Genomic DNA, 24,884 nt, shown 5'->3' on the forward strand with positions numbered 1-24,884 from the left:
CGCGGCGCGAGCTTAGTCGGACCCTTTGCGAGATGCTAGCGCGGGTGTAGCGTCAGGAGGTGCGGAGCGTCCTCTACCGCTTCCCGGATCTGCAGCAGTTCGAGCGAATCGTCGGCGAGCCGGAGGAGGGCGACCTCGAGCTCGGGCTGCCCGCGGGGGAGGTCGTCGCGGATGGCGAGTGGGTGCTCGCCGTCTTCGAGCTGGGCGAAAACCGCCGCGCGACATCGGCCGCGGCGTGCGCTTCCGTCTCGCCCGAGGGGGCGCGGCTCACGTTCGAGCCGCGCGACTGGCGCCGCCTCGCGCACTTCGCGCGGACGGAGGCCACCCGCCCGGGCTCGATGCCCGACACCGACGCGGCGGCGCTCACCCGCGCCGAGGGCGAGGTCCGGCCCGCCGCGCCGCCCGGCGGGAAGGGCGCCGGCGCGGGGGGCCGGGTCCCCCCGCCCGCCGCGTCGCTCCGGCTGAAGGGCAAGGGCTCGCGGATCCTCGTCGTCGACGACGATCCGCAGATCCGGGAGATGCTCTCGACGATGCTCGAGGCGGTCGAGCTCGCCGTCGTCGCGGTCGCCAGCGCGGAGGAGGCGCTGGAGCGCGTCCGCAGCGCGCCGTTCCACCTCGTGGTGCTCGACTGGAACCTCCCGAGGATGAACGGCATCGAGCTCTGCCGGACGCTGCGGCAGGACCCCGGGCTCCGCGATCTGCCGGTCCTCTTCCTGACGGCGAACGCCTCGTCGCAGGACATGGTCTACGCGTTCGCCAGCGGCGCCGACGACTACATGGTGAAGCCGTTCCGCGCCCCCGAGCTGGGCGCGCGGATCTTCAGCCTGCTCCGCCGGACCCGGCGCAGCGCCCCGTGAGCGGCCTCGCCGCGCGGCCGCGCCGCGACGCCGCTCGGCTCAGAAGGCGACATCCACGTTGACGTTGAGCACGCCGATGTTCTGCGTGTAGAGCCCGCCCGAGTCAGGCGACCGCGAGGCGCCCGCGAGGCCCGGGGTGATGCTCTTCCCCGTGGTGTCCCGGCCGACGTAGAAGAGGTGCGTGTACGACGCCGCGAGGTGCAGCCGCTCCGCGACCTGGAAGCGGCCCCCCACGGCGAACGAGACATCGTGGAAATCGGTGGCCGAGGGATCCAGGGTCTCGTCGGGGACCGCGTTGGAGTCGTAGCCGACGCCGCCGAAGACCTCGCTCGAGGGCCGCGGCCAGTAGCTGATGCCCGCGCGCACGCCGAAGGTGTCGCTCCAGCGGCGGGCGATGTTCTGCACCACGCTGGCCGGGTCGGCGGCGGAGCCGTCGCTCCGGATCTCGCACGCCGCGCCCACCACGGTGAGGCACTGGTTCTCCATGGTGCTCCAGCGCGTCCAGTCGCCGAAGATCCGGAGCTCGAGGCGCTCGGCCGGGGCGAAGCGGGCGCCGAGCCGCACGATGTCGGGCAGGTCCTGGTGCAGCTCGACGTCGGTCGGGGGGCTCGAGACGCCGTTGAGGCGGTTGGTGAGCGTGCCCTCGAGCGTCTCTCCCCCCGTGACGTTCGGCCGGGACTGGTACGACGCGCCGATCCAGAGCTTCTCCGGCACCGCCTCGATCAGCGCGCCGACGCCGAAGCCGCCGTACAGCCCGCTCACCTCGAGCAGCGAGCGCCCCTCCGTCGCAAGGAGGTTGTCGCCGGAGGCGTTGCGGGCGCGGACGGTGTTGACCTGGCTCCGAATCAGGTTCCCGGAGACGCCGAGGCTGAGGCGGAGCGACGGGATCCTGTAGGCGGCGGCGAGCGTGAAGTACATCGCCTGGAGCGAGGACTCGATGGAATGCCAGCGCTGCACCCCGTCGACCGGCCCGGCGAGCTCTCCATGGCCCTCGAAGGCGCTGTTCGTGCCCCAGGTCGCCGCGCCGCCGAAGGGCACGTAAACGCCGGCGCCGAGCGCCAGGTCGCCGAGCTTGGCCGTCGCGCCGAGCATCGGCGAGGCGGCCAGGTTGAGCAGGCTCGCCGCCCCCGTGTTCGCCCCGGGCGCGGTCACGTCATCGGACGGCGCCTGCGGGTGTGTGTAGGAGGCCGCGCGCAGCGCCAGGTTTCCGTCCAGGAACAGGTGAATCCCCTCGCTCTCGGCGATGCCAGCGGGGTTGTAGTAGATGGCGGTCGCATTGCTGGTGATCGGGGTGCCGTGCTCGCCGCCGAAGCGCGCGGTCGCGAAGCCGCCGGCGAACGCAGGCGCGGTCCAGACAAGGCCGCCGAGGAGGCCGACGGAGAGCGCGAGACGGTGGCGGTGGATGGGCATTGCCGGTGTTCTCGATTCTGAGGGGAGGAATGCGGCGCCTGCGACAGACCCTGCATGGTAGGGTTGCGTCCCCTGAGGGTCGCGGGATGCTCGACCCGATCGAGTGAAATGTCACCTCTCGCACGGTGTCAAATGCTTTTCTCCCGCTCCATCCGGACAACGCTCGCATCCGCCGCGCTCCCCTGCTTCGCGTCCGCTGCGCTCCTCCTCGGGTGCGCCGACCCGGAGGGCAGATTCGGTGACTTCGAAGCTCGCGATACCACCCTCCGTGAACACCAGGCCGGCGGCGGCGGCGGAGACGGGACCGGCGGCGGCGGGGAAGGCTGTCCGCCGGAGCCAGGCGCCGTCGATGGCGAGTTCTTCTTCAACCTCTCGGCGCGCATCAGCCCGCGAACCCCCATCGTCTTCGTGGCCGGCCTGACCACCGAGGCGAGCGACGGCGGCGTGAGCTTCTCGATGACCTTCCAGCCGCTCGAGGCCGCCGATCGCCGGACGCCCACCGGTCCGTCGGTCGAGGTGGGCCCCTACGCGCTGTCCGAGGACGGGACGTTCACCGCGGAGCTGCCCACGATCGTCGTGCCGGGCAACGCCAACCCGATCTCGGGCGGCGAGCTCGAGGCCACCATCACGCTGTCGGGCACGCTCTGCGAGCCCGCCGACTTCGTGTGCGGCGACGTGACCGGCACCGTGGCGAGGCCGGTCAACCTGAACCTCAAGGGCTCGACCTTCGCCATGGAGCGCATCACCGATCCGAGCAGCTACCCGGCGTCGGTCATCAACTGCAAGAAGGACCCGGCGAGCCCCCTTTAGGCCCGCCCGGCTCGCGCTACGCCACGGCCTCCGTCACGGCGGCGCCCTCGAGCTCGAGCAACGAGATCTCGGACGGCGCGCCGACGCGCATCGGCGGACCCCAGTAGCCCGTCCCGCGGCTCACGTAGATCTGGCTCTCGCCGTGCGACGACAGGCCGGCCACGTAAGGCTGGTCGAGCCGCACGAAGAGGCCCCAGGGGAAGATCTGGCCGCCGTGGGTATGGCCGCTGAGCTGGAGGCCCACCCCCTGCTCCGCGGCGTCGAGGATCTGCTTGGGCTGGTGCGCGAGCAGCACGAGCTCGCGCGAAGGGTCGCGCCCGGCGAGCGCGCGGCCGAGATCCGGGCCGTGGCCGCGGCCCATGCCGCGCGCGCTCCAGTCGTCGACGCCGGCCAGATCGAAGCTGTGGTCGCCGTCGCCGATCGAGACGCGCTCGTTGCGGAGCACCCTCACCCCGAGCCGGCCGAGCTCCGCGATCCACGCCTCGACGCCGGAGTAGTACTCGTGGTTGCCCGTCACGAAGAAGACCCCGTGCCTGGCGCGCAGCGCGGCGAGCGGCGCGGTGTGCTCGCGGAGCTCCTCCACCGAGCCGTCGACGAGATCGCCCGTGATCGCGATGAGATCCGGCTTGAGGGCGTTCACCTGCGCGACGACGCGCTCGAGCCACGCGCGCCCGATCGTGGGGCCGATGTGGAGGTCGGTGAGCTGGACGATCCGGAAGCCGGACATGGCCGCGGGGAGGCGGCGGAGGCGGACGCGCACCGGGCGGACGGCGACCTCGCCGAGGGCGCTCGCGGCGCCGGCGAGGCCGAAGCCCACGGCGAGCGCGCCGGCCGTGCCGGCGATGGCGCGGGAGAGGAACGTGCGGCGATCGCCGTCGAGCGGCTGGTTCAGGAGCGCCGTGATGCCGTGGGCGCCGAGGCGAACGACCTCCGAGGTGAGCAGGAGGAAGAAGAGCAGGACGGCGAGCCCGACCCACGTGTAGACGACGCCGGCGACGACGCCGCCGATGTGCCGGGGCAGCGCGCGGCTCAGAAAGAGGCCGAGCGGCACGAGCGCCGCGAGCACCACCAGGGCGACGCTGCCGATGCGCTGCCAGAGCGGGCCAAGCTCGGGCGCGCGGATCAGGCGCTGCCAGAGGTAGTAGTGAACGCCTGCCACGATGGCGCTGAAGATGCCGATGAAGAGGACGAAGGAGAGGAGGGGGCGCTGCACGCGTCCAGCATGACCACGGCCGGACGCGCCCGCCGCTCCGATTCACGACGGAGCGCAGCGCGCCAACACTTTTTCACGAAGCGACCCCGACCGGTCCGCGGAGCGACCCCGGCCGCAGCTACATCGTGCTGACGCACACGCCGAACCCAGGGGGGTAGACCGTGCTGCCGCCCTGGCACTTCGCGGTCGCGCCGCAGTCCTGCGATCGGCTGTCGATCCGGCAGAGCTGCTTGCACTGGTTCGTCAGCATCGAGCACACGAAGCCCGGCGCGCACGGGCAAGGGTCGTCGGCGCGCCCGTCGCCGGGCACGACGCAGCTCGTCGTGCCGTCCTCGCGGACGATCGTGCAGGTCAGGCCCTCCGGGCACACGCTGTCGTCCAGGAGCTCGCAGCTCGTCGCGGGGACGCAGACCGGGATGGAGACGGGGGTGTTCCCCTCGGCGAGCGACTCGGCCATCGATCGCTCTTCGCAGTACGTGCCCGGCGCGCAGCTCTCGACGTTGCCGCAGCAGTACTGCCGGCACACCCCGCCCTGCCCGTCGGCCGCCGCGCACCCCAGCCCGGCAGCGCAGTCCATGCCGCGGTGGCACGGGCCGCCCGCCCCGTAGCGACCCACCGGCCGGCAGCTCGGGATCGCGTCGCCTTCACCGAGCACGAGCTGGCAATGCAGCGGCTGCGCCGTGGTGCCCCCCGTTCCGGACCCGTCACCGCCGCTGGACGAGCACTCGGTCGGATCGCCCCCCGGCGTGCAGCCGTCGCCGCACAGGTGCGCGAAGCGCGTGTAGGGGTCCGGCGACGCCGTTGGCCCAGGGATATCGACGCTCTCGTCCACGGCGCCGCCGCCGCCCGCGGTCGGAGGGGTGCCGCCCGACGCGGCCGTTGCGGCCGGCCCGCCGCCGTCCCCGTATCCCGAGGAGAACCCCCCATACCCCCCATCATCGCTGGACATCTCGGCGGCGGCATCGTCCCCCGACATCCCGCACGCGGAGACCGCAAACGCCGAGAGCGCGGCGAGACCGAAAACCAGAAGGGCGCGGGGGGAGCTCATTCCAGGGGCACGAGAAAAGGACAAGCGGAGCGAGCGTATCATGTCGTCCTTGGGTATCCACAGAATGTGCCGTCCAGCGGTGTGCTCTCCAGGACGCAGGAGCCCCCGTGGACGCGACGACAGGGCGCACGTTCCGCGCGCGCGCCGAGCGCGGGTGCGCCTCGTCCGCCGGCGCTCCTGGCGCAAGCATGACGCGCATGTCGCGCCGAGCGCTGCGATGGCGATCGGCGAAGGCGGCATGGGACGGCGGCTACCGCGCCTCGATGTCGCGGGTGACCACGTTGCCCGCGCTGTCGTAGGCGCGCACCGCGAGCAGGTGAGATCCAGGCGGCACGAGGGCGCTGAGGTCCGCCTCGAACGGCTCCGCCGGCTCGTCGAAGATGCCGTCGCTCGGGAAGATGGGCCGCCACTCCTCCAGGCCGGCGATCGAGACCTCGACGCGCGCGACCGGGCCGAGGCCGTCCGCCACCTCGCCGGTGAGCCGGCGCCCCTGCAGCGAGAGCGCCCGGAACACCGGCGGCGTGTTGTCGACGAGGACGGTGCCCGACTCGAGGCTATGGCGCTGGGTGCGCTCGGGCGGGTTCGCCAGCTCGTCGCTCGCCTCGACGAGGATGCGGTACTCGCCCTCGGGGAGCGCGGTCGTGTCCCACACGTGCTCGGCCCGCGTCACCTTCTCGCCCGGCTTGAGCATGTTGCGCCAGGTCGACTGGCCCTCCATGCGGTACGAGAGGCGATAGCGCAGGTCGTCCTGATCGGGGTTGTCGACCTTCCACGTCAGCTGGAGCGAGCTCACCGGCTTGGGCGCCTCGCCGCCAGACGGCGGGAGGTTGGTGCGAGAGGGCTTGGTCTGCCCCTTCGGCGCCGCCTCGATCGAGGTGACCACGGCGCGCGCGTTGTCGGTCACGAACGAGAGCTTCACCTCGCGGAGCGCGGCGCCCGGATCCCGGCTCCAGCGCGCGCGGATCTGGACGAAGCGCGCCGGCGGGCTCTTCGTGTCCCCCGGCGCGGCGAGCGCCGGGGACCACGGGCTCCAGGTGGTGTCCGGCGTGTCGGTGTTCCCGCTGCGCGTCGCGAGCTCCAGCGCGCCGTCGGAGCGCCACGTCAGGCGCCCGAACGTGGCCCGCAGCCCGGCGTCGAGCACCTTGCTCGTCCACACCGCCTCGGCCCCGCCGACGCCCTTCACCTCGTGGAAGACGGCGGGGTCGGTGGTCGCGACGAACCTGCGCTTCCCGGCCATCATGAAGGCGCCGACCTGGCGCTCGTCGGTGTCGGCGACGAGCCGCGCCACGTGGTTGTCGCTCACGGTGTAGAGCTGGCCCTCGGCGCCGGTCCCGACGTAGGGCATGAGGTCGTCGCCGAGGCCGAGCGAGACGTAGTGCGTGTCGTCGTCGCTCATCATCTTCTCCGCGACGCCGCTCCGATCGAAGCGCACGAGCACGCCCTTGCCGGGCTTCGGCGCCCGCGTCGGCTGCGGGGTCGGCGGACCGCTCCGGTTGCGCTTCGGGGGGGCGAACGCCTCGGCGTACTTGTTGGCGATGGCGTAGACCGCGCCGCCCTTCGCGCCCGGCGCGATCGCGATCGCCTTCACGTCGTCCGCGTCGAAGTCGTGGAGCACGGTCGCGCGGCCGGGCGCCGTGAGCTTGTAGAGGAGCGCCTTGCCGTTCGAGCCGGCGTAGACGGCGCCGTCGTCCGCGACCGCGACGCTCACGAGGTGCGGCTCGTCGCTGTCGAAGTACACCTGGGCCTTGCCCGCGGCGTCGACGCGGAACAGCCTGCCCTCGGAGCCGGTCGCGGCGTAGAGCGCCTTCGCCTTCGCGTCGTAGGCGAGCCCCCACACGTCCTCGGTCTGCGGGAGCTCGGCGAAGAGCTTGGCCGGGCCGCCGTTGCCGGCGCCGCGCGGCAAGCGGAAGAGCTTGCCCTCGGGGAACGTGCCGGCGATGACGTCGCCGCCTTCGGCGAGCGCGAGCGCGCTGACCGCCATCTGCCCGGTCGTCGCCGCGAGCGTCACCCGGCCGCCCGAGACGCTGTAGATCTTCCCCTCGTTGCCCGTGCCGAGCAGCACCGTGCCGTCGGGCAGCACCACGGAGCTCCAGACGGACGTCGCGTCCGGCAGCGGCGTCGCGCCGAGCGTCAGCCCGGCGCGCACCATGCCGTTCGAGTCCACGCTGACCCCGGTGAGATCGCCGCCCTTGAGGTCCTCGAGCGACTTGAGCTCGAAGCTGCGCGTGCCGACCGCGTGGGCCGGGAGCGCCACGAGCCCCGCGGCGGCGAGGACGGCCGCGAGGAGGCGGCGCGGCGAGGGGAGGGCGTGAGGGCGGGACGAAAGGGGACGGGCGGGAGAGCGCTCTGTGCTCATGGATTGAAGGAGGAAGGGGTCAGGGCGGAGAGGAAGGAGGGAGGCCGGGGGCCGCGCGGTCAGCGAAGGATAGGCCGGACCGTGACGCTCACGGTGTCTTTCCCGACCATAAACCGCTTGAGGGAGATCGGCACCTGCACCTGCGCGCCGAAGGTCTCGGGCGCGTCGGAGTCGGAGCTCGGGCGCAGCGTGTCCATCGCGCCCGGGGGGAGCCTCGAGGCGACCTTGCCGCGGTACGCCGCGCCGTTCTCCCGGAGCTTGAACGTGGCGACGACGCTCTCCGCGTCGTGGTTCTGGAGCGGCAGCATCGCCACGAGCTCGGCGACGTTGTTGGGGGTCGCCATCGGGCGCTCGACCTCGTACCCGGGCGAGAGCTCGATATCCACCTGGCCGCCGGCGAGCTCGCGCGGGATCGGCACCTCGATGACGCGCGACTCCAGGGGGCCCTGGTGGGGCTGGAGATCCAGGCGGATGCGCGCGGGCGCGCCCGCGTCGATCTCGGGCTCGAGCACCTTGGCGCCGCGCAGGAGGACGACCTCGCGGTCGAACGTGACCTTCACGCGGGTGTCGACGCGCTCGATCGCGACCTCCTCCCACGGGTTGTTGAGGAGCGCCCCCATCGACCGGACGAGCCGGCTGCGGACGAAGTCGTCGGCGGTGAGCGGGGCGCCGTTGCCGGCGCCGAAGTCGACGAGCGAGATCGTGCCGTAGCGCCCGATCTTCAGCTGGCTCACCGCGCGCCAGGTCATGTCCCGCCGCTCGGCCGTGGTCGCCTCGACGGCGTTGCCGAGCGCCATCGACACGAAGGAGGGCGCGAGGAACTGGTCGTGCGCGACCTCCACGTTCCACGTCGGGTGCGGGGCGCCGTTCACGCCGTCGATCTGCACGCGCATCGGGAAGACCGGCGCCTTGGCCGCGCTGTCGACCACGATCGCGGCCTGCCGATCGTTGACCAGCGAGCCGACCGTGCGCACCGCCTCGCCGATCTTGAAGCTGCGGTTCTGGCTCGCGAGGATCCAGTGGACCTGGGCGATCGCGGTGGGGAGGTTCGTGACGCCGCCGTTCATCATCGGGTGGCCGAACGCGACGAGCTTGTCGCCGGACACGCGCGTGACCGTGCCGATGCCCATGGCGGAGATGTCGCCGCGCACGAGCTCGACGCCGATCGCGCCCCCGTCGACGTACTTGGTCGGCGCGCCCGGATCGGGGTTCGCGGACGAGCCGCCGCCGGCCTGCATCGGCTCGAGCCCCATGGGGCCGAGCAGGTCGCTGGCGATGCGCAGCGACGTGCCGCCGAGCCCGCCGAGCATCACCGGCGTCGACGCGCGCGCGAGGCTCGTGGCCTCGGGCGGGGCGAGCGCCGGCGCGACGCGCGCGGCGATCTGGCTGGCGTGGCCGGCGAGATCGTAGGCGTCGACGGGCCCCGCGAAGCCGCGGCCCCCGTGCAGGCGGGCCGGCGCGGCGGCCCGAGGCGGCGCGCCGCCGATGCCGCTCACCGGGGCGGGCAGCGGGCCGCCGACCTTCGGGGCGATCGCCCGCGGGAGCGGCCGCGCGAGCTCGTCGAGCATCGATTTGATCGGGGTGACGCCGGCGATCGCCTCGGCGCCGAAGAGCCAGCCGTACGCGTAGGCGCCGATCATCTTGCCGTTCAGGTAGATCGGGCTGCCGCTCATCCCGGCCACGGTGCGCGCGACCTCGAGGCGCGGGTGCTGGGTCTTGATGAGGATGAGGTCCTGGTTCGGGCGGAAATTGCGGAGGGTGGAGATGACCTCGACGTCGAACTTCTCGGGCGTGGTGCCGGAGAAGACGGTGAGGCCGTATCCCTTCATGCCCGGCTTCACCTCGGCGACCGGCAGCGTGTCGGGCGGCGTGGAGATCGCGTGCGCCGCGCCGAGGCCGACGGCGACGCTGCACGCGGCGCCGGCGAGCAGGCTCATGGGGATGAGGCGCCCCTCGCGCTCGACGAAGGCGCGCGCCGTGCCGGCGATCGCCGACCCGAAGCGGGTCGCGAGCGGGACGGCGCGCGCGGCGAGGAAGGAATCCGGACGAAAACACGGCATGTCGCGCAGGGGCACGGGCCAAGCTTAGCCCGGATTTGCGAGCGCGACAGAGCCGGGGCGCGCGGGGCGCGGGAGGGTCGCCGGGCCGCCCTCTCCACGTTCCCGCGTCGCTGATTTCCAGGGGCGTGGCGCGCCGGTGACGCTAGGCTTCGCCCCGTGAAGGATATCGCGGCGACCGCGACGCTCATCCTGGCGTTCGCCACCTGGGTCACCACCCACGTCGCGCTGGCAGCGCGGCTCGTGCTCCGCAGCGAGCCCCGATGGCGCGGGCTCGTCGCGCTCGTGGTGCCGCCGCTCGCGCCGATGTACGGGTTTCGGCAGGGGTGGCGCCGGATGAGCACCCTGTGGCTGGTGTGGCTCATCGTGTACGTGCTCGCGCTCCTCGTCGCGCGGGCGTGATGAGGGCGGCGTGATCGCGGACGAAATGGCGGGAATGACGGTGAAGCGGCGCCCGGGCGCGCCGCCCGCGCTCGTCGTGGGCACGATGAACTTCGGCGGCCGCACGCCGCCCGAGGAGGCCGAGCGCATCGTGGGCCGCGCGCTCGAGCGCGGGATCGCCGCGTTCGACACGGCCAACCTCTACCAGGACGGCGCGTCCGAGAGGATCCTCGGCCGGGCGCTGCGCGGCCGCCGGGACGAGGCGCAGATCGCCACCAAGGTCGGCCTCCGCCGGGTCCGGGGCAAGGCCGAGGGGCTCGGGCGCGCGCAGGTGATCCGCGCCGTCGAGGAGAGCCTCGGGCGCCTCGGCACCGACCGCGTCGACGTCTGCTACCTCCACGCGCCGGACCCGGAGACGCCCGTCGAGGAGACGCTCGCGGCGATCGACGCGCTGCTGGAGCAGGGGAAGATCCTGCGCTTCGGGGTCAGCAACCACGCCTCATGGCAGATCCTGGAGACCATCGCGCGCCGCGACGCCGAGGGGAAGGCGCGCCCCGCGGTCTCGCAGGTGCTCTACAACGCGCTGATCCGCCAGCTCGACCTCGAGTACGCCGCGTTCGCGCGGCGGTATGCGGTGCCCACCGCGGTGTACAACCCGCTCGCGGGCGGGCTCCTGACCGGGCGGCACGCGGGGCCGGACGCGGCGCAGGCGGGCTCGCGGTTCGAGGGCAACCGGCTCTACCAGCGCCGGTACTGGAGCGCGCGCATGTTCGAGCTCGCCGCCGGCTACGCGGCCGTGGCCGCCGATGAGGGGATGAGCCTGCTCGCGCTGTCGTACGCGTGGCTCGCGGGGCGCGAGGTGGTCGACTCCGTCCTGGTCGGCCCGACGCGGGCCGAGCACCTCGACGCGGCCGCCGACGCGATCGCGCGCTCGCTCTCGCCGGAGGCGGCGCGGCGCATGGACGCGCTCTACCGCGATCACCTGGGCACCGACGCGAGCTACGCGCGATGAGCGACGGCACGACGAGCGATCGCGCCGCGAGCGACGGCGTCACGAGCGGCCGCGCGGACGACCTCCTGCTGCCCGAGGCCAGGGCGCTCGACCTCGCGGGCCCCCTCGCCGACTACGCCGCGCGCGGGTACGCGCGGCTCGGGCGCGTGATGACCGACGCGGGGCTCGCGGCGCTCCGCGCGCGCTCGGACGACCTGATGCTCGGGCGCGTGACGTACCCTGGGCTCTTCTTCCAGCACGACGCCGCGTCCGGACGTTACGAGGACCTGCCCTACGGCAAGGGCTACGAGGGGCCGAGCACGTCGTACCGGAAGCTCGAGAAGCTCGAGAAGGACCCGCTGTTCCTCGCCTGGATCGAGAACCCGCTCTTCGAGCGGATCGCGCGCTCGCTCATCCAGGGGGAGATCTCGATCTACCGGGCCGTGCTCTTCAACAAGGCCGCGTCCGGCGGGACGCCGCTGCCCTGGCACCAGGACGGCGGCAGCTACTGGGGGCTGGATCGCGACCCCGAGCTGCAGATCTGGACGGCGCTCGACGACGCCCCCGCGGACGGCGGCTGCGTGGAGGTGCTGGAAGGCAGCCACCTCGGCGGGCTCGCGACGCCGCTCGGCGGCGTCGTCCCGGGCGCGGTCGTGCGCGCGGCCGACGCCGACGCCCGCAAGATCGCGCTGCCGGCGGCCGCGGGCGAGGCCCTGCTGATCCACAACTACCTCTGGCATTGCTCCGGGGTGAACCGGAGCGGCCGCCCGCGGCGGGCCGTCACCGTCTGTTACATGAGCAGGGCGACCCGCTGCCTCAGGAAGAAAAGAGCGCCCCGCGCGTTCACCCCGGTGTTCTGAGCTCCCCGCGGGACGGCGGCCGCGGCGGCCCCTCCCGACCGGCCGCCGCCCTCCCCCGGCGCGCGCTTCGCCTGACGTTTCCGCTCTTTTTCGATCCAGCGCCGGGCCGGCGCCGCCCGCGCATCCGTAAGGGCAAACCCAGGCAGCCGCGGCAAGTTGCCGCACCCGGCGGCGTCCTGCCGCGCCGTGGGGCTTCAGTTATCCACAGCGGCAATCTGCCGCGGTCACGCGGCACTTTGCCGTCTTGTCGCACCCCGCCAGCAAGCCATAACTGGGCCGCGCGTCGCTCCCGACGCACCACACAACCCTATGGCTCGGTTCCTGTTCCCACGATGGGCCAACAAAGTGGTGCCCCTGGGGCTGCTCTTCGGAGTCCTGCCCCTCGGCGCCGCTGTGATCGGCGGATTCTGGTACTACGGTACCAACAAACACCTCGAGGTCGGGTATCAGCCGGATCAACCGGTTGACTACTCGCACAAGCTGCACGCCGGCGACCTCGGTATCGACTGCCGTTACTGCCACAACACAGTGGAGGTCTCCGGCTTCGCCGCCGTTCCACCGACCGAGACGTGCATGAATTGTCACGCCAAGGTGCGGAGGGACAGCGAAAAGCTCCTTCTCGTGCAGGAGAGCTGGGCGAACGATGAACCCATTCCCTGGGTGCGCGTCCACAACCTGCCCGACTATGCCTATTTCGACCACTCGGCCCATCTGGCTGCAGGGGTCGGCTGCGTGAGCTGTCACGGCCGCATCGACCAGATGCACAAGGTCCGGCAGGTCGCGCCGCTCACGATGGGATGGTGCCTGGACTGCCACCGCAACCCGGGCCCCCACCTCCGCAATCCCGCCGACGTCACCAAGATGGATATGGCGCCCTCGACGGCCGTCATGGCGGGCGCCGGGGTCCCCCCGAACCCGGAACCTTATCAAGATCGCGTGCCAGCGGTCACTACCTCCGGGCGGCAGGTGCAGGCGCCGCTCCACTGCTCGGGGTGCCACCGATGAAACGAACTCCCCTCCCCCTCGCCCAGGACATCTCTGGAAAGACCTACTGGCGCAGCTTGAACGAGCTCGCCGGCTCGCCCGACTTCGTCGATGCGCTCGGGCGCGAGTTCCCTCCGGCCGCGTTCGAGCCGCCGGAGGGCGTCGGGCGGCGCACCTTCCTCAGCCTCATGGGCGCGTCGCTCGCGCTCGGCGGCCTCGTGGGCTGCCGCAGGCCCGTCGAGCAGATCCTGCCGTACTCGCGCGCCCCGGAGGAGGTCATCCCCGGCCAGCCGCTCTTCTTCGCGACCGCGCTGCCGATGATGGGCACCGCCTTCGGCGTCCTCGTCGAGAGCCACGAGGGGCGGCCCACCAAGATCGAGGGCAACCCCAAGCACCCCGAGAGCCTCGGCGCGACCACCATCTACACCCAGGCCGCGGTCCTCGACCTCTACGATCCCGATCGCAGCAAGTCGCCGCGCGAGGGCGCTGCCGAGAAGTCCTGGGACGACGCGGCGGCGTTCCTGCGCGAGCAGGGCGACAAGCTCCGCGGCCGCGGCGGCAAGGGGCTCACGATCCTGACCGAGGCGCACAGGTCGCCCACCCTGGCCGCGCGCCTCGCCGATCTCCGCAAGACGCTGCCCGAGGCGCGCATCGTCCGGTACGAGCCGTTCTCGCGCGACGCCGCGCGCGAGGGCGCGCGGCTCGCGTTCGGCAAGCCGCTCGAGACCACGCTCGACCTGGCGAAGGCGCGCGTCATCGTCGCGCTCGACGCCGACCTGTTCGGCACCGACGGCAGCCCGGTCAAGCAGGCGCGCGGGTTCGCCGCGGGCCGCGCGGTCGACAAGGACGCGAAGGCGATGAACCGCCTCTACGCGGTCGAGAGCACCTTCACGATCACCGGCGCGTCGGCGGATCACCGGCTCCGGATCCAGAGCCGCAAGATCCCCGCCTTCGCCTTCGCGCTCGCCGCCGAGCTCGGCAAGCGCGGGGTCGCGCTCGACGCGGAGCTGCTGAAGGCGATCGAGGGCAAGGCCGGCGGGCTCGACGCCAAGGCGACCCGCTACGCCGCCGCCATCGCCGCCGATCTCGCGGCGAACCGCGGGCAAGGCGCGGTCGTCGCCGGGCGCTCGCTGCCGAAGGAGGTCCACGCCCTCGCGCACCTCATCAACCTCGCCCTCGACAACACCGGCAAGGCCGTGCGGCTCGTCGCGCCGTTCGACGAGTCGCGCGAGGGCCCCGAGGCGATCGTCGAGCTCGCGCGCGCCATCGAGAAGAACGAGGTCGAGACGCTGATCATCCTCGGCGGCAACCCGGCGTTCGACGCGCCCGCGGACGCGCGCTTCGCCGACGCGCTCGCCAAGGTGCCCGTGAGCGTGCACGTCTCGACGCACGTCGACGAGACGAGCGAGCGCTCCCGCTGGCACCTGAACCGCGCCCACCCGCTGGAGTCGTGGAGCGACGTCCGGGCGGAGGACGGGACGGCCAGCATCGTGCAGCCGCTCATCGCGCCGATCTTCGGCGGCAGGACCGACGCCGAGGTCATCGAGCTCCTGCTCGGCGGCTCGCGGACCGCGTACGACCTCGTGCGGGCGACCTGGCTGAACGCCGAGGGCGCGAAGCGCACCGAGCAGGACCTCCGCCGCGCGCTGCACGACGGCCTCTTCGCGGGGACCGAGCTCGCGGGCGAGCAGGTCACCGCCACGACGCAGGCCGCGGTCGACGCGCTGCGGGCGTTCGCGCCCGCAGCGGTCGAGGGCCTGGAGGTGACCTTCCGGCCCGACATGCACGCGTGGGACGGGCGGTTCGCGAACAACGGGTGGCTCCAGGAGCTGCCCCACCCGATGACCAAGCTCACCTGGGGCAGCGGCGCGAACCTCTCGCCGTCCACGGCGGCGCGGCTCGGCGTGAAGGACGGCGACGTCGTCACGCTGTCGGGCGGCGGCGCCCAGGTCCGGATCCCGGTCGTCGTCGCGCCGGGGCAGGCGGACGACTCGGTGGCGATCGGCGTCGGCCAGGGCCGGCGCGCGGCGCTCCGGGTCGGGCGCGGCGTCGGCGTCGACACGACCCCGCTCCGCAAGAGCGACGCCTTCGAGCTCGCCGGCGGCTTCTCGCTGGAGAGGACCGGCGAGAAGGTGGAGCTCGCGCGGACGCAGGAGCACTTCGTCATGGAGGGCCGCCCGCTCGCGCGCGAGGGGACGCTCGCCGAGCTCGAGAACGACCCGGAGTTCGCGAGGAAGCAGGTCCACGTGCCGCCGCTCCTCAGCCTGTTCAAGGAGCCGAACCGCCGGCAGGGGCACGCCTGGGGCATGAGCATCGACCTCAACGCCTGCATCGGGTGCAACGCGTGCGTGGTCGCCTGCCAGGCCGAGAACAACATCCCGGTCGTGGGCGCCGACGGCGTGCGCCAGACGCGCGAGATGCACTGGCTGCGGATCGATCGCTACTTCCAGGGGACGAACCCGGACGAGCCCGAGAGCATCCAGCAGCCGCTCCCCTGCCAGCACTGCGAGAACGCGCCGTGCGAGCAGGTGTGCCCGGTCGCCGCCACGGCCCACAGCCCCGAGGGGCTGAACGACATGGCGTACAACCGGTGCGTCGGCACGAAGTACTGCGCCAACAACTGCCCGTACAAGGTCCGCCGCTTCAACTTCTTCGAATACGGCCAGCCGGACTCGGAGTCGCGGAAGATGCAGTTCAACCCCAACGTCACCGTCCGATCGCGGGGCGTCATGGAGAAGTGCACCTTCTGCGTGCAGCGGATCAACCACGCCAAGATCGAGGCGAAGCGCGAGGGACGGGAGCACGTCAAGGACGGCGAGGTCGTCACCGCGTGCCAGGGCGCCTGCCCGACGCAGGCCATCGTCTTCGGCGACCTCAACGACCAGAACAGCCAGGTGTCCGTGACGTCCGCGAGCCCGCGCGGTTACCGGATGCTTGACGAGATCAACACAAAGCCGCGGGTCACCTACCTCGCCAGGATCCGCAACAAGAACCCGGAGCTCGCCGACGCATGAGCGCCACTGCACCCCTCCAGGTCGATCACCCCCGGATCTCCGACCGCGCTGCCCTCTTGGATGAGGCGCCGCTCGTGCAGGGGAAGGACGACTTCCGCTCCCTCACCGACAAGGTCGCGGGGATCGTGCTCAACAAGCCGCCCTCGGGGTGGCTCATCCTGTTCTGCCTCGCCGTCAGCCTCCTGCTCGTCCTCGGCGGCTCGCTCGTCCACCTCGTCGGGACCGGCATCGGTATCTGGGGGCTGAACACCACGGTCAACTGGGCGTGGGACATCACCGGCTTCGTGTTCTGGGTCGGTATCGGCCACGCCGGCACGCTCATCAGCGCCATCCTCTTCCTCTTCCGCCAGAAGTGGAGGACGAGCATCAACCGCGCGGCGGAGGCGATGACGATCTTCGCCGTCGCGTGCGCCGCCATCTACCCGGTGGCCCACCTGGGCCGGATCTGGTTCGCCCACTGGCTGTTCCCGATCCCGAACCAGATGAGCATCTGGCCGAACTTCAAGAGCCCGCTGCTCTGGGACGTGTTCGCCGTCTCGACGTACGCGACGGTCTCGGCCCTCTTCTGGTTCGTCGGGCTCATCCCCGACCTCGCCACGCTCCGCGACCGGGCCACGACCCGGACGAAGCAGATCGTCTTCGGCATCCTCTGCCTCGGGTGGCGCGGCTCGCACCGGCACTGGCTGCACTACGAGAAGGCCTACCTCATCTTCGCCGGCCTCTCGACGCCGCTCGTGCTCAGCGTGCACACGATCGTGTCGTTCGACTTCGCCGTCTCGATCGTCCCCGGCTGGCACACCACCATCTTCCCGCCGTACTTCGTCGCCGGCGCCATCTTCAGCGGGTTCGCGATGGTCGTCACGCTGATGGTGTTCGCGCGCAAGGCGTTCGGTCTCCAGGGCCTGATCACGATCCGGCACCTCGAGAACATGAACAAGGTCATCGTCGCGACGGGCACCATGGTCGGCTACGCGTACGGCATGGAGCTCTTCATCGCCTGGTACAGCGGCAACGCCTACGAGCGGTTCGCCTTCGCGAACCGCATCCTCGGGCCGTACGCCTGGGCCTATTGGACCATGGTGAGCTGCAACGTCATCTTCCCGCAGCTCTTCTGGTTCAAGAAGGTGCGCACCAGCATCCCCGCGATGTTCATCATCTCGATCCTGGTCAACATCGGGATGTGGTTCGAGCGCTTCGTCATCATCGTGACGAGCCTCCACCGCGACTTCCTCCCGTCCAGCTGGACCTACTTCCGCCCGACCATCTGGGACATGTCGACGTTCTTCGGCTCGTTCGGCCTCTTCTTCACCCTCTTCCTGCTGTTCGTCCGCTACCTCCCGATGGTCGCGATCAGCGAGGTGAAGGGGATCACGCCGGCGGCCGATCCTCACGGCTCGCACAGCAACGACGAGGCTCATCATGCAGCGTGACAGCGACCCTCCGAGCCAGAAGCGCTCCGGGGAGCCTGCCTCGGCCGAGGAGGCAGGAGAGCTCAAGGACTCCGATCGCGAAAGCCACCCCGGCGACGACGAGCCGCAGGGCTTCGTGCCCAAGGACGAGGCGGAGTACGACAAGCCCCACGCGGAGGGGCCGCACGGGAAGGCGGCGCTCGGGATCGAGCGCAAGCTGGAGCACCGGGCCGAGGAGGCGGCGGCCGCCGCCTCGGCGCCCTACGCGCTGATGGGCTACTTCACGACCCCGGCGGACATCTATCACGCGTGCGAGGCGCTCCGGGACGCGGGCTACAGCCGCTTCGACGCGCACACGCCCTTCCCCGTGCACGGGCTGGAGAAGGCGATGGGGCTCAAGCCGACGCCGCTGCCGTGGCTCGTGCTCGGCGGCGGGGCGACGGGGCTCATCAGCGCCATCCTGCTCGCCTGGTACACGCAGCTCCACGACTATCCGCTCATCATCAGCGGCAAGCCGTCGTTCTCGTACCAGGCCTTCATCCCGATCTTCTTCGAGCTCACGGTCCTCTTCGCGGCGCTCACGTGCTTCTTCTCGCTCTTCGCGCTCGGGCGCCTGCCGTCGTTCTTCCACCCCACCATGACGCACCCCTCATTTCCGCGCGCGACCGACGACGCCTTCTTCATCAGCGTCGAGGTGAGCGACCCGAAGTTCGATGCCACGGAGACGCGCAACCTCCTCCAGCGCGTCGGCGCGCAGGGCATCAGGGAGGTCTCCTCGTGAACCGCTGGTGTATTCCCCTCCTCGTCGTCCTCGCGGGCTGTCGCGGACAGGCGAGCAGCGACCCGCCGATCCACCTCTTCGGGGACATGGACTGGCAGCCCAAGTTCCAGCCCGAGGAGGGCACGCGCCTCTTCGCCGACGGGCGGGCGATGCGGCCGCTCGTGCAGGGCACGGTGCACCAGGGCGCGCTCGACGAGAGCGACGCCTACCGCACCGGCAAGGACGGCGAGGCGTTCCTGGCCATGGCGCCCATCACCGTCGACGAGGCGGTGATCCGGCGCGGCCAGGACCGCTTCAACATCTACTGCGCGCCCTGCCACGACCAGAGCGGCAGCGGGCAGGGCATGGTGGTGAAGCGCGGTTACCCGCCGCCCATCGACCTCTCGTCCGACCGGGCGCGCGGCCTGCCCGACGGCGAGATCTTCAACGTCATCACGAACGGCGTGCGGAACATGCCGGCGTATCGGAAGCAGATCCCGGTCAAGGACCGGTGGGCGATCGTGACGTGGGTGCGCGTCCTGCAGCAAAGCCAGCACGGGCGCATCGACGATGTCCCCGAGGCCCAGCGGAGCAACATCGCGAAGGAGAGCGGAACTCCATGAAGTCCCACGGAAGTGCTCTGGCCGAGGACACGAAGGTCCTCGATAAGGCGGTCGCGAAGCGGCTCGTCTCGAGGAGCATGGTGCTCGCCGTCGTCGGCGTGGCGCTCTCGGCGCTGGCGGCGATCGTCGACACGAAGCGGTTCGCGTTCTCGTACCTCACCGGCTTCACCTGGCTCGTGACGATCGGGCTCGGCGCGCTGTTCTTCGTGATCATCCAGCACCTGACGCGCGCGCGCTGGTCCGCGGCCGCGCGTCGCCACATGGAGTGGATGAGCGGCATCCTGCCGGCGTGCGTCGTGCTGTTCCTCCCGATCGCGGTGCTCGCCCACGACGTCTACCACCACTGGATGGGGCCCGAGGCCGCGAACGATCACGTGCTCCACGAGAAGGCGGCGTACCTGAACCCGACCTTCTTCTACATCCGCGCCGCGGTGTTCCTCGCGGCGTGGACGGGCCTCGCGCTCTGGTTCATCAAGACCTCCCGCGCGCAGGACGAGAGCGCCGATTTCCGCCCGACCGCGAAGATGCGGGCCAGCAGCGCCCCGGCCGTCATCGTCTTCGCCCTGACCCTCTCGTTCGCGGCGTTCGACTGGCTGATGAGCCTCGACCCGCACTGGTACTCGACGATCTTCGGCGTCTACGTGTTCGCCGGCGCGGCCACGAGCTCCCTCTCGGCGCTCGCGCTGATCACGATCGCGCTCCACAAGGCGGGGCTCCTGCGCAAGGTGAGCAACGTCGAGCGGCAGCACGACATCGGCAAGCTCCTCTTCGGCTTCGTCATCTTCTGGGCCTACATCGCGTTCTCGCAGTTCTTGCTGATCTGGTACGCCAACATCCCGGAGGAGACGATCTTCTATCGTCACCGCTGGGAGGGCTCGTGGAAGGTCGTGAGCCTGGCCCTCTTGTTCGGCCACTTCGTCGTGCCGTTCCTCGTCCTCCTGTCGCGGCACGCCAAGCGGAGCCCGCTGGTCCTCGGGGCGGCGTCGGTGCTCCTCCTCGTGATGCACTACGTCGACCTCTACTGGCTGGTCATGCCGAACATGGATCACCACGGCGCGCACCTGAGCTGGATCGACCTCGCCGGCTTGCTCGGCCCGCTGGGCGTGGGAGCCTGGATGCTCTCCCTTCAAGCGGCCAAGAGCCCGCTGTATCCTCTGAACGACCCCCACCTTGCCGAAGCGGCTCGGATCGACAACCCGTAAGGAGCCGGCCATGAGCGAAGCGACCGACAACACTGCGACCGAGCACGCGGAGACCGAGCACGAGCACGCCGAGGCGGATCGACCGCCGAACTCGCTCATCTTCGTGATCGTGATCGCCACGCTGCTCTCCCTCGTGGTGACCGTCCTCTTCGTGAACGAGGTCTTCAAGGCGACGATGGAGCGGGAGATCTCGAGCAAGGTGCTCGAGCCGCCGAACAGCGCGCTCCGCGGCCTCCGGGCCATGGAGAAGGAGCGCCTCAGCCACTACCAGTGGGCGAGCGAGAAGGACGGCGTCGTCCGCATCCCGGTCGACCAGGCCGTGGCGCTCACGCTGAAGGCCTACCAGGAGAAGCGCATCGGGCAGCCGCTCCCCGGCGCGAGCGCCGCGCCCGCGCAGGCGGCGCAGCCGGGGCAGCCCGAGGACAGCGCCACGAAGCCCGACGAGGCCGCGGCGCCGAACGCGGAGAACGGCGCGCCGCTCCAGGGACAGGACGCCGCGAAGCCGGGCGACAAGGACGCGGCCAAGCCCTCCGACGCCAAGCCCTCGGACGCCAAGCCCGCCGACGCGCCCAAGCCCGCCGACGCCAAGCCCGCCGACGCGCCCAAGCCCTCCGACGCCAAGCCCGCCCAGCCCGCGCAGCCTGGCGGCGCGGCCCCCAAGCCCGCGCAGCCCGCGCAGCCCGGCGGCGCGGCCCCCAAGCCCGCCAGCCCGGCGCCGTCCGCTCCGGTGCAGTGATGTCTCGCCCGCTGTCCGCCCTGCTCGCCGTGCTCGCGCTCGTGGTGGCCACCGTCACCCCGGCGCGGCGCGCGCGGGCGGCGGACACAACCATTCCGACCGAGCTCGTCGGCATCGACATCGAGGAGCGTCCGGGCGCCCAGCTGCCGCGCGAGCTCCGGCTCCGCGACCAGTCGGGACAAGAGGTCGAGCTCGGCCGGTACGCGGCGGGCGACAAGCCCCTCGTCCTGGTGCTCGGCTACTACGAGTGCCCGATGCTGTGCTCGCTGGTCCTGAACGGCGTCCTCCAGGCGATGAAGGAGAGCGCCTGGAGCGCCGGCACGGAGTACCGCACCCTCGTCGTGAGCTTCGATCCCCGCGACACGCCCGAGGCGGCGCGCAAGAAGCGGGCGAACTACATCGAGGCCTACGGCCGGCCGGTCGCCGGCGACGGCTTCGACTTCCTCGTCGGGGACGAGGCCTCGGTGCGGGCGCTCGCCAGCACCGTCGGCTTCAACTACCGATGGGACGAGACGACCCAGCAGTACGCGCACGCGGCGGGCGCGTTCGTCTTCACGCCGGACGGACGCCTGTCGCGCACGCTGTACGGCATCTCCTTTCCCCAAAAGAACTTCGGCCTCGCGCTGCGCGAAGCGGGCAGCGGGCAGGTCGGGAGCGCCTGGGATCGGGTGCTGTTGTTCTGTTTCCATTACGATCCCAACGCCCGAGGGTACGTCCTGGCGACGCAGCGGCTGATGAAGGCCGCCGGCGTCGTCACGGTCGTGCTGCTCGGGCTCTGGCTCATGCGCTTCTGGCGGACTGAACGCGCCCGCACGAGGGCGCGCGTAAACGAGGCTTCCTAGGATACAAGGTGGCGGAGCCACAACTATGGAGATGAAGAACCCGATCGAACTTGGCTCCTTCTGGCTGCCCCGCGCGGGGTCGACGCTCGCCGAGCACATCGACTCCGGCTGGGCTGCGGCCTACTGGGTCTCCGTCCTCTTCTTCCTGCTCGTCGCCGGGGGGACGGTGCTGTTCGCCATCAAGTACCGGCGGCGCAGCGAGCACGACAAGACGAGCCCCATCGACCACAGCACGACGGTCGAGGTGGTGTGGACGCTGATCCCGCTCGCCATCCTGATCTCGCTCTTCTTCGTGGGCATGCGCGGCTACGTGCACGCCTCCGTGGCGCCGGCCGAGTCGTACGAGATCAACGCCACCGGCGAGATGTACATCTGGACGTTCACCTACCCCGACGGGACGACGACCGTGAACGAGCTCGCCGTGCCGCGGGGGCGCCCGGTGCGGATCATCCTGAGCTCGAAGGACATCCTCCACAGCTTCTACATCCCGGAGTTCCGCGTGAAGCAGGACGTGGTCCCGGGCTCGTACACGTCGGTCTGGTTCGAGGCGACGGACACGCGCGAGACGGTGCTCCTGTGCACCGAGTACTGCGGCTCCGGCCACTCGGACATGCTGGCCACCGTCAAGGTGATGGAGCCGTCGGACTTCGAGAAGTGGCTCGAGGGCAACAACAACAGCGACCTCCCGCCCGAGGAGCTCGGCAAGACGCTCTTCGCCAAGCGGAGCTGCGCGACCTGCCACTCGCTCGACGGGACGCGCCTCCAGGGGCCGTCGCTCAAGGGCCTCTTCGGCCGCGAGGAGGAGCTCGCGGACGGATCGAAGGTCACCGCGGACGAGAACTACTTCCGCGAGAGCGTGTTCAACCCGCAAGGCCAGATCGTGCGCGGCTACCCGCCGGTGATGCCGTCGTTCAAGGGGCTCCTCAAGGACAGAGAAGTTGACGCGCTCATCGCTTACCTCAAGACGGTGAAGTGAGCGCCGGGGAGAAGCAGTCATGTCGCAGACCGTAACAACCCTCGACGTCCATACGGCACCCCACGGCGGCCACGAAACGGATTACATCCGGGCCAAGAGCGGGATCATGTCGTGGCTCACCACGGTCGATCACAAGCGGATCGGCCTGATGTACCTCGTCAGCACCTTCATCGCCTTCAGCATGGGCGGCTTGTTCGCGCTGGTCCTCCGGCTCGAGCTCCTGACGCCGAAGGCGACGATCATGAGCGCGAACGCCTATAACCAGATGTTCACGCTCCACGGCGCGGTGATGACGTTCCTCTTCATCATCCCGAGCATCCCCGGCGCGCTCGGCAACTTCCTCCTGCCGATCATGATCGGCGCGAAGGACGTCGCCTTCCCGAAGCTGAACCTCCTCAGCCTGTACCTCTACTGGATCGGCGCCCTCTTCACGCTCTCGTCGCTCCTCACGGGCGGCATCGACACCGGCTGGACGTTCTACGTGCCGTACTCGAGCACGGTGACCACGACGTCGGTCCTGAGCGTCACGTTCGGCGTCTTCATCCTCGGCTTCTCCAGCGTGCTCACGGGGCTGAACTTCATCGTCACGATGCACAAGCTCCGGGCGCCGGGGATGGGCTGGTACAAGATGCCGCTCATGCTCTGGTCGATCTACGCGACGAGCATCGTCCAGATCCTCGCGACGCCGGTGCTCGGCATCACGCTCCTCCTGCTCATCGCGGAGCGCGCCTTCCACATCGGCATCTTCGACCCGGCGCTCGGCGGCGACCCCGTGCTCTACCAGCACTTCTTCTGGTTCTACAGCCACCCGGCCGTCTACATCATGATCCTGCCGGGCATGGGCATCATCAACGAGCTCATCTCCGTGCACGCGAGGCGCCGGATCTTCGGCTACAAGGCGATCGCCTTCTCCAGCGTCGCCATCGCCCTCGTCGGCTTCCTCGTGTGGGGCCACCACATGTTCACCTCCGGCCAGAGCGAGCTCGCGGCGATCATCTTCTCGTTCCTGACCTTCCTCGTCGCCATCCCCAGCGGGGTCAAGATCTTCAACTGGATCGCGACCCTGTGGCGCGGCTCGATCGCCTACACGGCGCCGATGCTGTACGCGCTCTCGTTCCTCATCCTCTTCTCGATCGGCGGCCTGACCGGCATCTTCCTCGGGATGCTCAGCGTCGACCTGCACCTGCACGACACGTACTTCGTGGTCGCGCACTTCCACTACGTGATGGTCGGCGGCACCGTCATCGCCTACATCGGCGGGCTCCACCACTGGTGGCCCAAGATCACGGGGAAGATGTACTCCGAGCGGCTCGCCTCCATCGCCTGCGTGCTCGTCTTCATCGGCTTCAACGTCACGTTCTTCTCGCAGTTCGTGCTGGGCAGCCGCGGGATGCCGCGCCGCTACTACAACTACCTCGACCAGTTCCAGCCGCTGCACGCCTTCTCCACGGTGGGCTCGTGGATCCTGGGCGCCGGCTTCCTCGTGATGTTCATCTGCTTCATCCAGTCGCTGCGCTCCGGCGCCCGCGCGCCGGCGAACCCCTGGGGCGGGCTCAGCCTCGAGTGGACCACCGCCTCCCCGCCCATCACCGAGAACTTCGTCCGCACCCCGATCGTGACCAAGGGCGCATACGACTTCAACACGGAGAAAGCATGAGCGCGCACGCCGAGGCCGCCGATCGGCCGCACAAGGCAGGGCCGGTCCTGTCCCCCAATTTCCACGTCGCCCATCATTTCGACTCCGCGGACACGCAGTTCGACGCCAGCAGGATGGGCATCTGGCTCTTCCTGGTCACCGAGGTCCTCCTCTTCGGCGGGCTGTTCTGCGCGTTCGCGATCTTCCGGACCTGGTTCTTCGACTCCTTCGTGGAAGCCCACCACCACCTCGACAAGGTGATGGGCGGCATCAACACGGTGGTGCTCATCTGTTCCAGCCTGACGATGGCGCTCGCCGTCCGGTCGGCGCAGAAGAGCGACCAGAAGACCACGACGCGGCTGCTCGTGATCACGCTGCTCTGCGCGGCCGCGTTCCTCGTGATCAAGTACTTCGAGTACCAGCACAAGTTCCACGACGGCCTGCTGCCCGGGAAGTATTTCACCGCCCAGGGCTTCACCACGGCCCACGCGGGGATCTTCTTCGCCATCTACTTCATGATGACGGGCATCCACGGCCTGCACGTCGTCATCGGGATGGGGCTCATCACGTGGATCCTCATCCGCAACACGCGCGGTGAGTTCTCGAGCCGTTACTACTTGCCGGTCGAGGGGGTGGGGCTGTACTGGCACCTCGTCGACCTCATCTGGATCTATCTCTTCCCCCTGCTCTACCTGGTGGGCTGAGGCCTAGAGGACAGC

Annotated in this window: 21 protein-coding genes; 16 read left to right on the forward strand and 5 right to left on the reverse strand. The window is 70.6% G+C overall.

Going from position 1 to position 24,884, the window contains the following annotated elements:
* Positions 1-59: 59 nt before the first annotated feature.
* Positions 60-857, forward strand: a complete 798-nt coding sequence (locus WME83_RS43565) for a response regulator transcription factor (protein ID WP_437315606.1) — start codon at positions 60-62, stop codon at positions 855-857.
* Between the two features lie 39 nt (positions 858-896).
* On the opposite strand, the gene WME83_RS43570 is transcribed toward WME83_RS43565, so the two are convergent.
* Positions 897-2,267, reverse strand: coding sequence for an OmpP1/FadL family transporter (locus tag WME83_RS43570; RefSeq protein ID WP_437315607.1), 1,371 nt, complete (start codon positions 2,265-2,267; stop codon positions 897-899).
* 132 nt (positions 2,268-2,399) lie between these two features.
* On the opposite strand from WME83_RS43570, the gene WME83_RS43575 reads away from it, so the two are divergent.
* The gene (locus WME83_RS43575) at positions 2,400-3,077 is read left to right on the forward strand and encodes a hypothetical protein (RefSeq protein WP_437315608.1); all 678 of its coding nucleotides are present in this window, start codon (positions 2,400-2,402) and stop codon (positions 3,075-3,077) included.
* Positions 3,078-3,093: 16 nt separating this feature from the next.
* On the opposite strand, the gene WME83_RS43580 is transcribed toward WME83_RS43575, so the two are convergent.
* From WME83_RS43580 to WME83_RS43595, 4 genes are all read right to left on the reverse strand, one after another.
* Entirely contained in the window at positions 3,094-4,290 is a 1,197-nt protein-coding gene (locus WME83_RS43580) for a metallophosphoesterase (protein WP_437315609.1), read from the reverse strand.
* A gap of 118 nt (positions 4,291-4,408) precedes the next feature.
* The gene (locus WME83_RS43585; RefSeq protein WP_437315610.1) at positions 4,409-5,239 is read right to left on the reverse strand and encodes a hypothetical protein; all 831 of its coding nucleotides are present in this window, start codon (positions 5,237-5,239) and stop codon (positions 4,409-4,411) included.
* Positions 5,240-5,588: 349 nt separating this feature from the next.
* Complete coding sequence (locus tag WME83_RS43590; protein ID WP_437315611.1) at positions 5,589-7,694, reverse strand: hypothetical protein; 2,106 nt, start codon at positions 7,692-7,694, stop codon at positions 5,589-5,591.
* 59 nt (positions 7,695-7,753) lie between these two features.
* Positions 7,754-9,769 carry a SpoIVB peptidase S55 domain-containing protein gene (locus WME83_RS43595; RefSeq protein ID WP_437315612.1) on the reverse strand — a complete coding sequence of 672 codons (2,016 nt, stop codon included), beginning with the start codon at positions 9,767-9,769 and terminating at the stop codon, positions 7,754-7,756.
* Between the two features lie 141 nt (positions 9,770-9,910).
* Here WME83_RS43595 and WME83_RS43600 point away from each other — a divergent pair, with 141 nt between their 5' ends.
* From WME83_RS43600 to WME83_RS43665, 14 genes are all read left to right on the forward strand, one after another.
* Entirely contained in the window at positions 9,911-10,153 is a 243-nt protein-coding gene (locus tag WME83_RS43600; RefSeq protein WP_020740621.1) for a hypothetical protein, read from the forward strand.
* A 10-nt stretch (positions 10,154-10,163) separates the two neighbouring features.
* Entirely contained in the window at positions 10,164-11,144 is a 981-nt protein-coding gene (locus tag WME83_RS43605) for an aldo/keto reductase (protein WP_437315613.1), read from the forward strand.
* Positions 11,141-11,983 (forward strand): phytanoyl-CoA dioxygenase family protein, encoded by an 843-nt coding sequence (locus WME83_RS43610; RefSeq protein ID WP_437315614.1) that lies wholly within the window; start codon positions 11,141-11,143, stop codon positions 11,981-11,983. The genes WME83_RS43605 and WME83_RS43610 overlap by 4 nt, the downstream gene beginning before the upstream one ends.
* 309 nt (positions 11,984-12,292) lie before the next feature.
* On the forward strand, positions 12,293-12,988 hold the full coding sequence (locus WME83_RS43615; RefSeq protein WP_437315615.1) for a cytochrome c3 family protein: 696 nt from the start codon (positions 12,293-12,295) through the stop codon (positions 12,986-12,988).
* Complete coding sequence (locus tag WME83_RS43620) at positions 12,985-15,981, forward strand: TAT-variant-translocated molybdopterin oxidoreductase (protein WP_437315616.1); 2,997 nt, start codon at positions 12,985-12,987, stop codon at positions 15,979-15,981. The genes WME83_RS43615 and WME83_RS43620 overlap by 4 nt, the downstream gene beginning before the upstream one ends.
* Positions 15,978-17,411 (forward strand): NrfD/PsrC family molybdoenzyme membrane anchor subunit, encoded by a 1,434-nt coding sequence (gene nrfD / locus WME83_RS43625; RefSeq protein WP_061629775.1) that lies wholly within the window; start codon positions 15,978-15,980, stop codon positions 17,409-17,411. Before WME83_RS43620 ends, nrfD begins: the two co-directional genes overlap by 4 nt.
* Positions 17,401-18,171 carry a DUF3341 domain-containing protein gene (locus WME83_RS43630; RefSeq protein ID WP_437315617.1) on the forward strand — a complete coding sequence of 257 codons (771 nt, stop codon included), beginning with the start codon at positions 17,401-17,403 and terminating at the stop codon, positions 18,169-18,171. The genes nrfD and WME83_RS43630 overlap by 11 nt, the downstream gene beginning before the upstream one ends.
* Entirely contained in the window at positions 18,168-18,773 is a 606-nt protein-coding gene (locus WME83_RS43635; RefSeq protein WP_020740628.1) for a c-type cytochrome, read from the forward strand. The genes WME83_RS43630 and WME83_RS43635 overlap by 4 nt, the downstream gene beginning before the upstream one ends.
* Entirely contained in the window at positions 18,770-19,975 is a 1,206-nt protein-coding gene (locus tag WME83_RS43640) for a hypothetical protein (protein ID WP_437315618.1), read from the forward strand. The genes WME83_RS43635 and WME83_RS43640 overlap by 4 nt, the downstream gene beginning before the upstream one ends.
* A 10-nt stretch (positions 19,976-19,985) precedes the next feature.
* Positions 19,986-20,711 carry a hypothetical protein gene (locus WME83_RS43645; protein WP_437315619.1) on the forward strand — a complete coding sequence of 242 codons (726 nt, stop codon included), beginning with the start codon at positions 19,986-19,988 and terminating at the stop codon, positions 20,709-20,711.
* Positions 20,711-21,553 (forward strand): SCO family protein, encoded by an 843-nt coding sequence (locus tag WME83_RS43650; RefSeq protein ID WP_437315620.1) that lies wholly within the window; start codon positions 20,711-20,713, stop codon positions 21,551-21,553. The genes WME83_RS43645 and WME83_RS43650 overlap by 1 nt, the downstream gene beginning before the upstream one ends.
* Before the next feature lie 31 nt (positions 21,554-21,584).
* Positions 21,585-22,529: a cytochrome c oxidase subunit II gene (coxB, locus tag WME83_RS43655; RefSeq protein ID WP_437315621.1), complete on the forward strand. Its 945-nt coding sequence runs from the start codon at positions 21,585-21,587 to the stop codon at positions 22,527-22,529.
* Between the two features lie 19 nt (positions 22,530-22,548).
* Positions 22,549-24,186 (forward strand): cytochrome c oxidase subunit I, encoded by a 1,638-nt coding sequence (ctaD, locus tag WME83_RS43660; protein ID WP_437315622.1) that lies wholly within the window; start codon positions 22,549-22,551, stop codon positions 24,184-24,186.
* Complete coding sequence (locus WME83_RS43665; protein ID WP_437315623.1) at positions 24,183-24,869, forward strand: cytochrome c oxidase subunit 3 family protein; 687 nt, start codon at positions 24,183-24,185, stop codon at positions 24,867-24,869. Before ctaD ends, WME83_RS43665 begins: the two co-directional genes overlap by 4 nt.
* Positions 24,870-24,884 lie beyond the last annotated feature (15 nt).

Origin of the sequence: Sorangium sp. So ce385 (genome assembly GCF_051474135.1) — a bacterium.
GTDB classification, from domain to species: domain Bacteria; phylum Myxococcota_A; class Polyangia; order Polyangiales; family Polyangiaceae; genus Sorangium; species Sorangium cellulosum_D.

Coding starts and splice junctions, on each gene's coding strand:
- WME83_RS43650 (WP_437315620.1), top strand. CDS start 20,711: ATGTCTCGCCCGCTGTCCGCCCTGCTCGCCGTGCTCGCGCTCGTGGTG.
- nrfD (WP_061629775.1), top strand. CDS start 15,978: ATGAGCGCCACTGCACCCCTCCAGGTCGATCACCCCCGGATCTCCGAC.
- WME83_RS43590 (WP_437315611.1), bottom strand. CDS start 7,694: ATGAGCACAGAGCGCTCTCCCGCCCGTCCCCTTTCGTCCCGCCCTCAC.
- coxB (WP_437315621.1), top strand. CDS start 21,585: ATGAAGAACCCGATCGAACTTGGCTCCTTCTGGCTGCCCCGCGCGGGG.
- WME83_RS43610 (WP_437315614.1), top strand. CDS start 11,141: ATGAGCGACGGCACGACGAGCGATCGCGCCGCGAGCGACGGCGTCACG.
- WME83_RS43640 (WP_437315618.1), top strand. CDS start 18,770: ATGAAGTCCCACGGAAGTGCTCTGGCCGAGGACACGAAGGTCCTCGAT.
- WME83_RS43645 (WP_437315619.1), top strand. CDS start 19,986: ATGAGCGAAGCGACCGACAACACTGCGACCGAGCACGCGGAGACCGAG.
- WME83_RS43615 (WP_437315615.1), top strand. CDS start 12,293: ATGGCTCGGTTCCTGTTCCCACGATGGGCCAACAAAGTGGTGCCCCTG.
- WME83_RS43575 (WP_437315608.1), top strand. CDS start 2,400: ATGCTTTTCTCCCGCTCCATCCGGACAACGCTCGCATCCGCCGCGCTC.
- WME83_RS43585 (WP_437315610.1), bottom strand. CDS start 5,239: ATGTCCAGCGATGATGGGGGGTATGGGGGGTTCTCCTCGGGATACGGG.
- WME83_RS43620 (WP_437315616.1), top strand. CDS start 12,985: ATGAAACGAACTCCCCTCCCCCTCGCCCAGGACATCTCTGGAAAGACC.
- ctaD (WP_437315622.1), top strand. CDS start 22,549: ATGTCGCAGACCGTAACAACCCTCGACGTCCATACGGCACCCCACGGC.
- WME83_RS43630 (WP_437315617.1), top strand. CDS start 17,401: ATGCAGCGTGACAGCGACCCTCCGAGCCAGAAGCGCTCCGGGGAGCCT.
- WME83_RS43570 (WP_437315607.1), bottom strand. CDS start 2,267: ATGCCCATCCACCGCCACCGTCTCGCGCTCTCCGTCGGCCTCCTCGGC.
- WME83_RS43665 (WP_437315623.1), top strand. CDS start 24,183: ATGAGCGCGCACGCCGAGGCCGCCGATCGGCCGCACAAGGCAGGGCCG.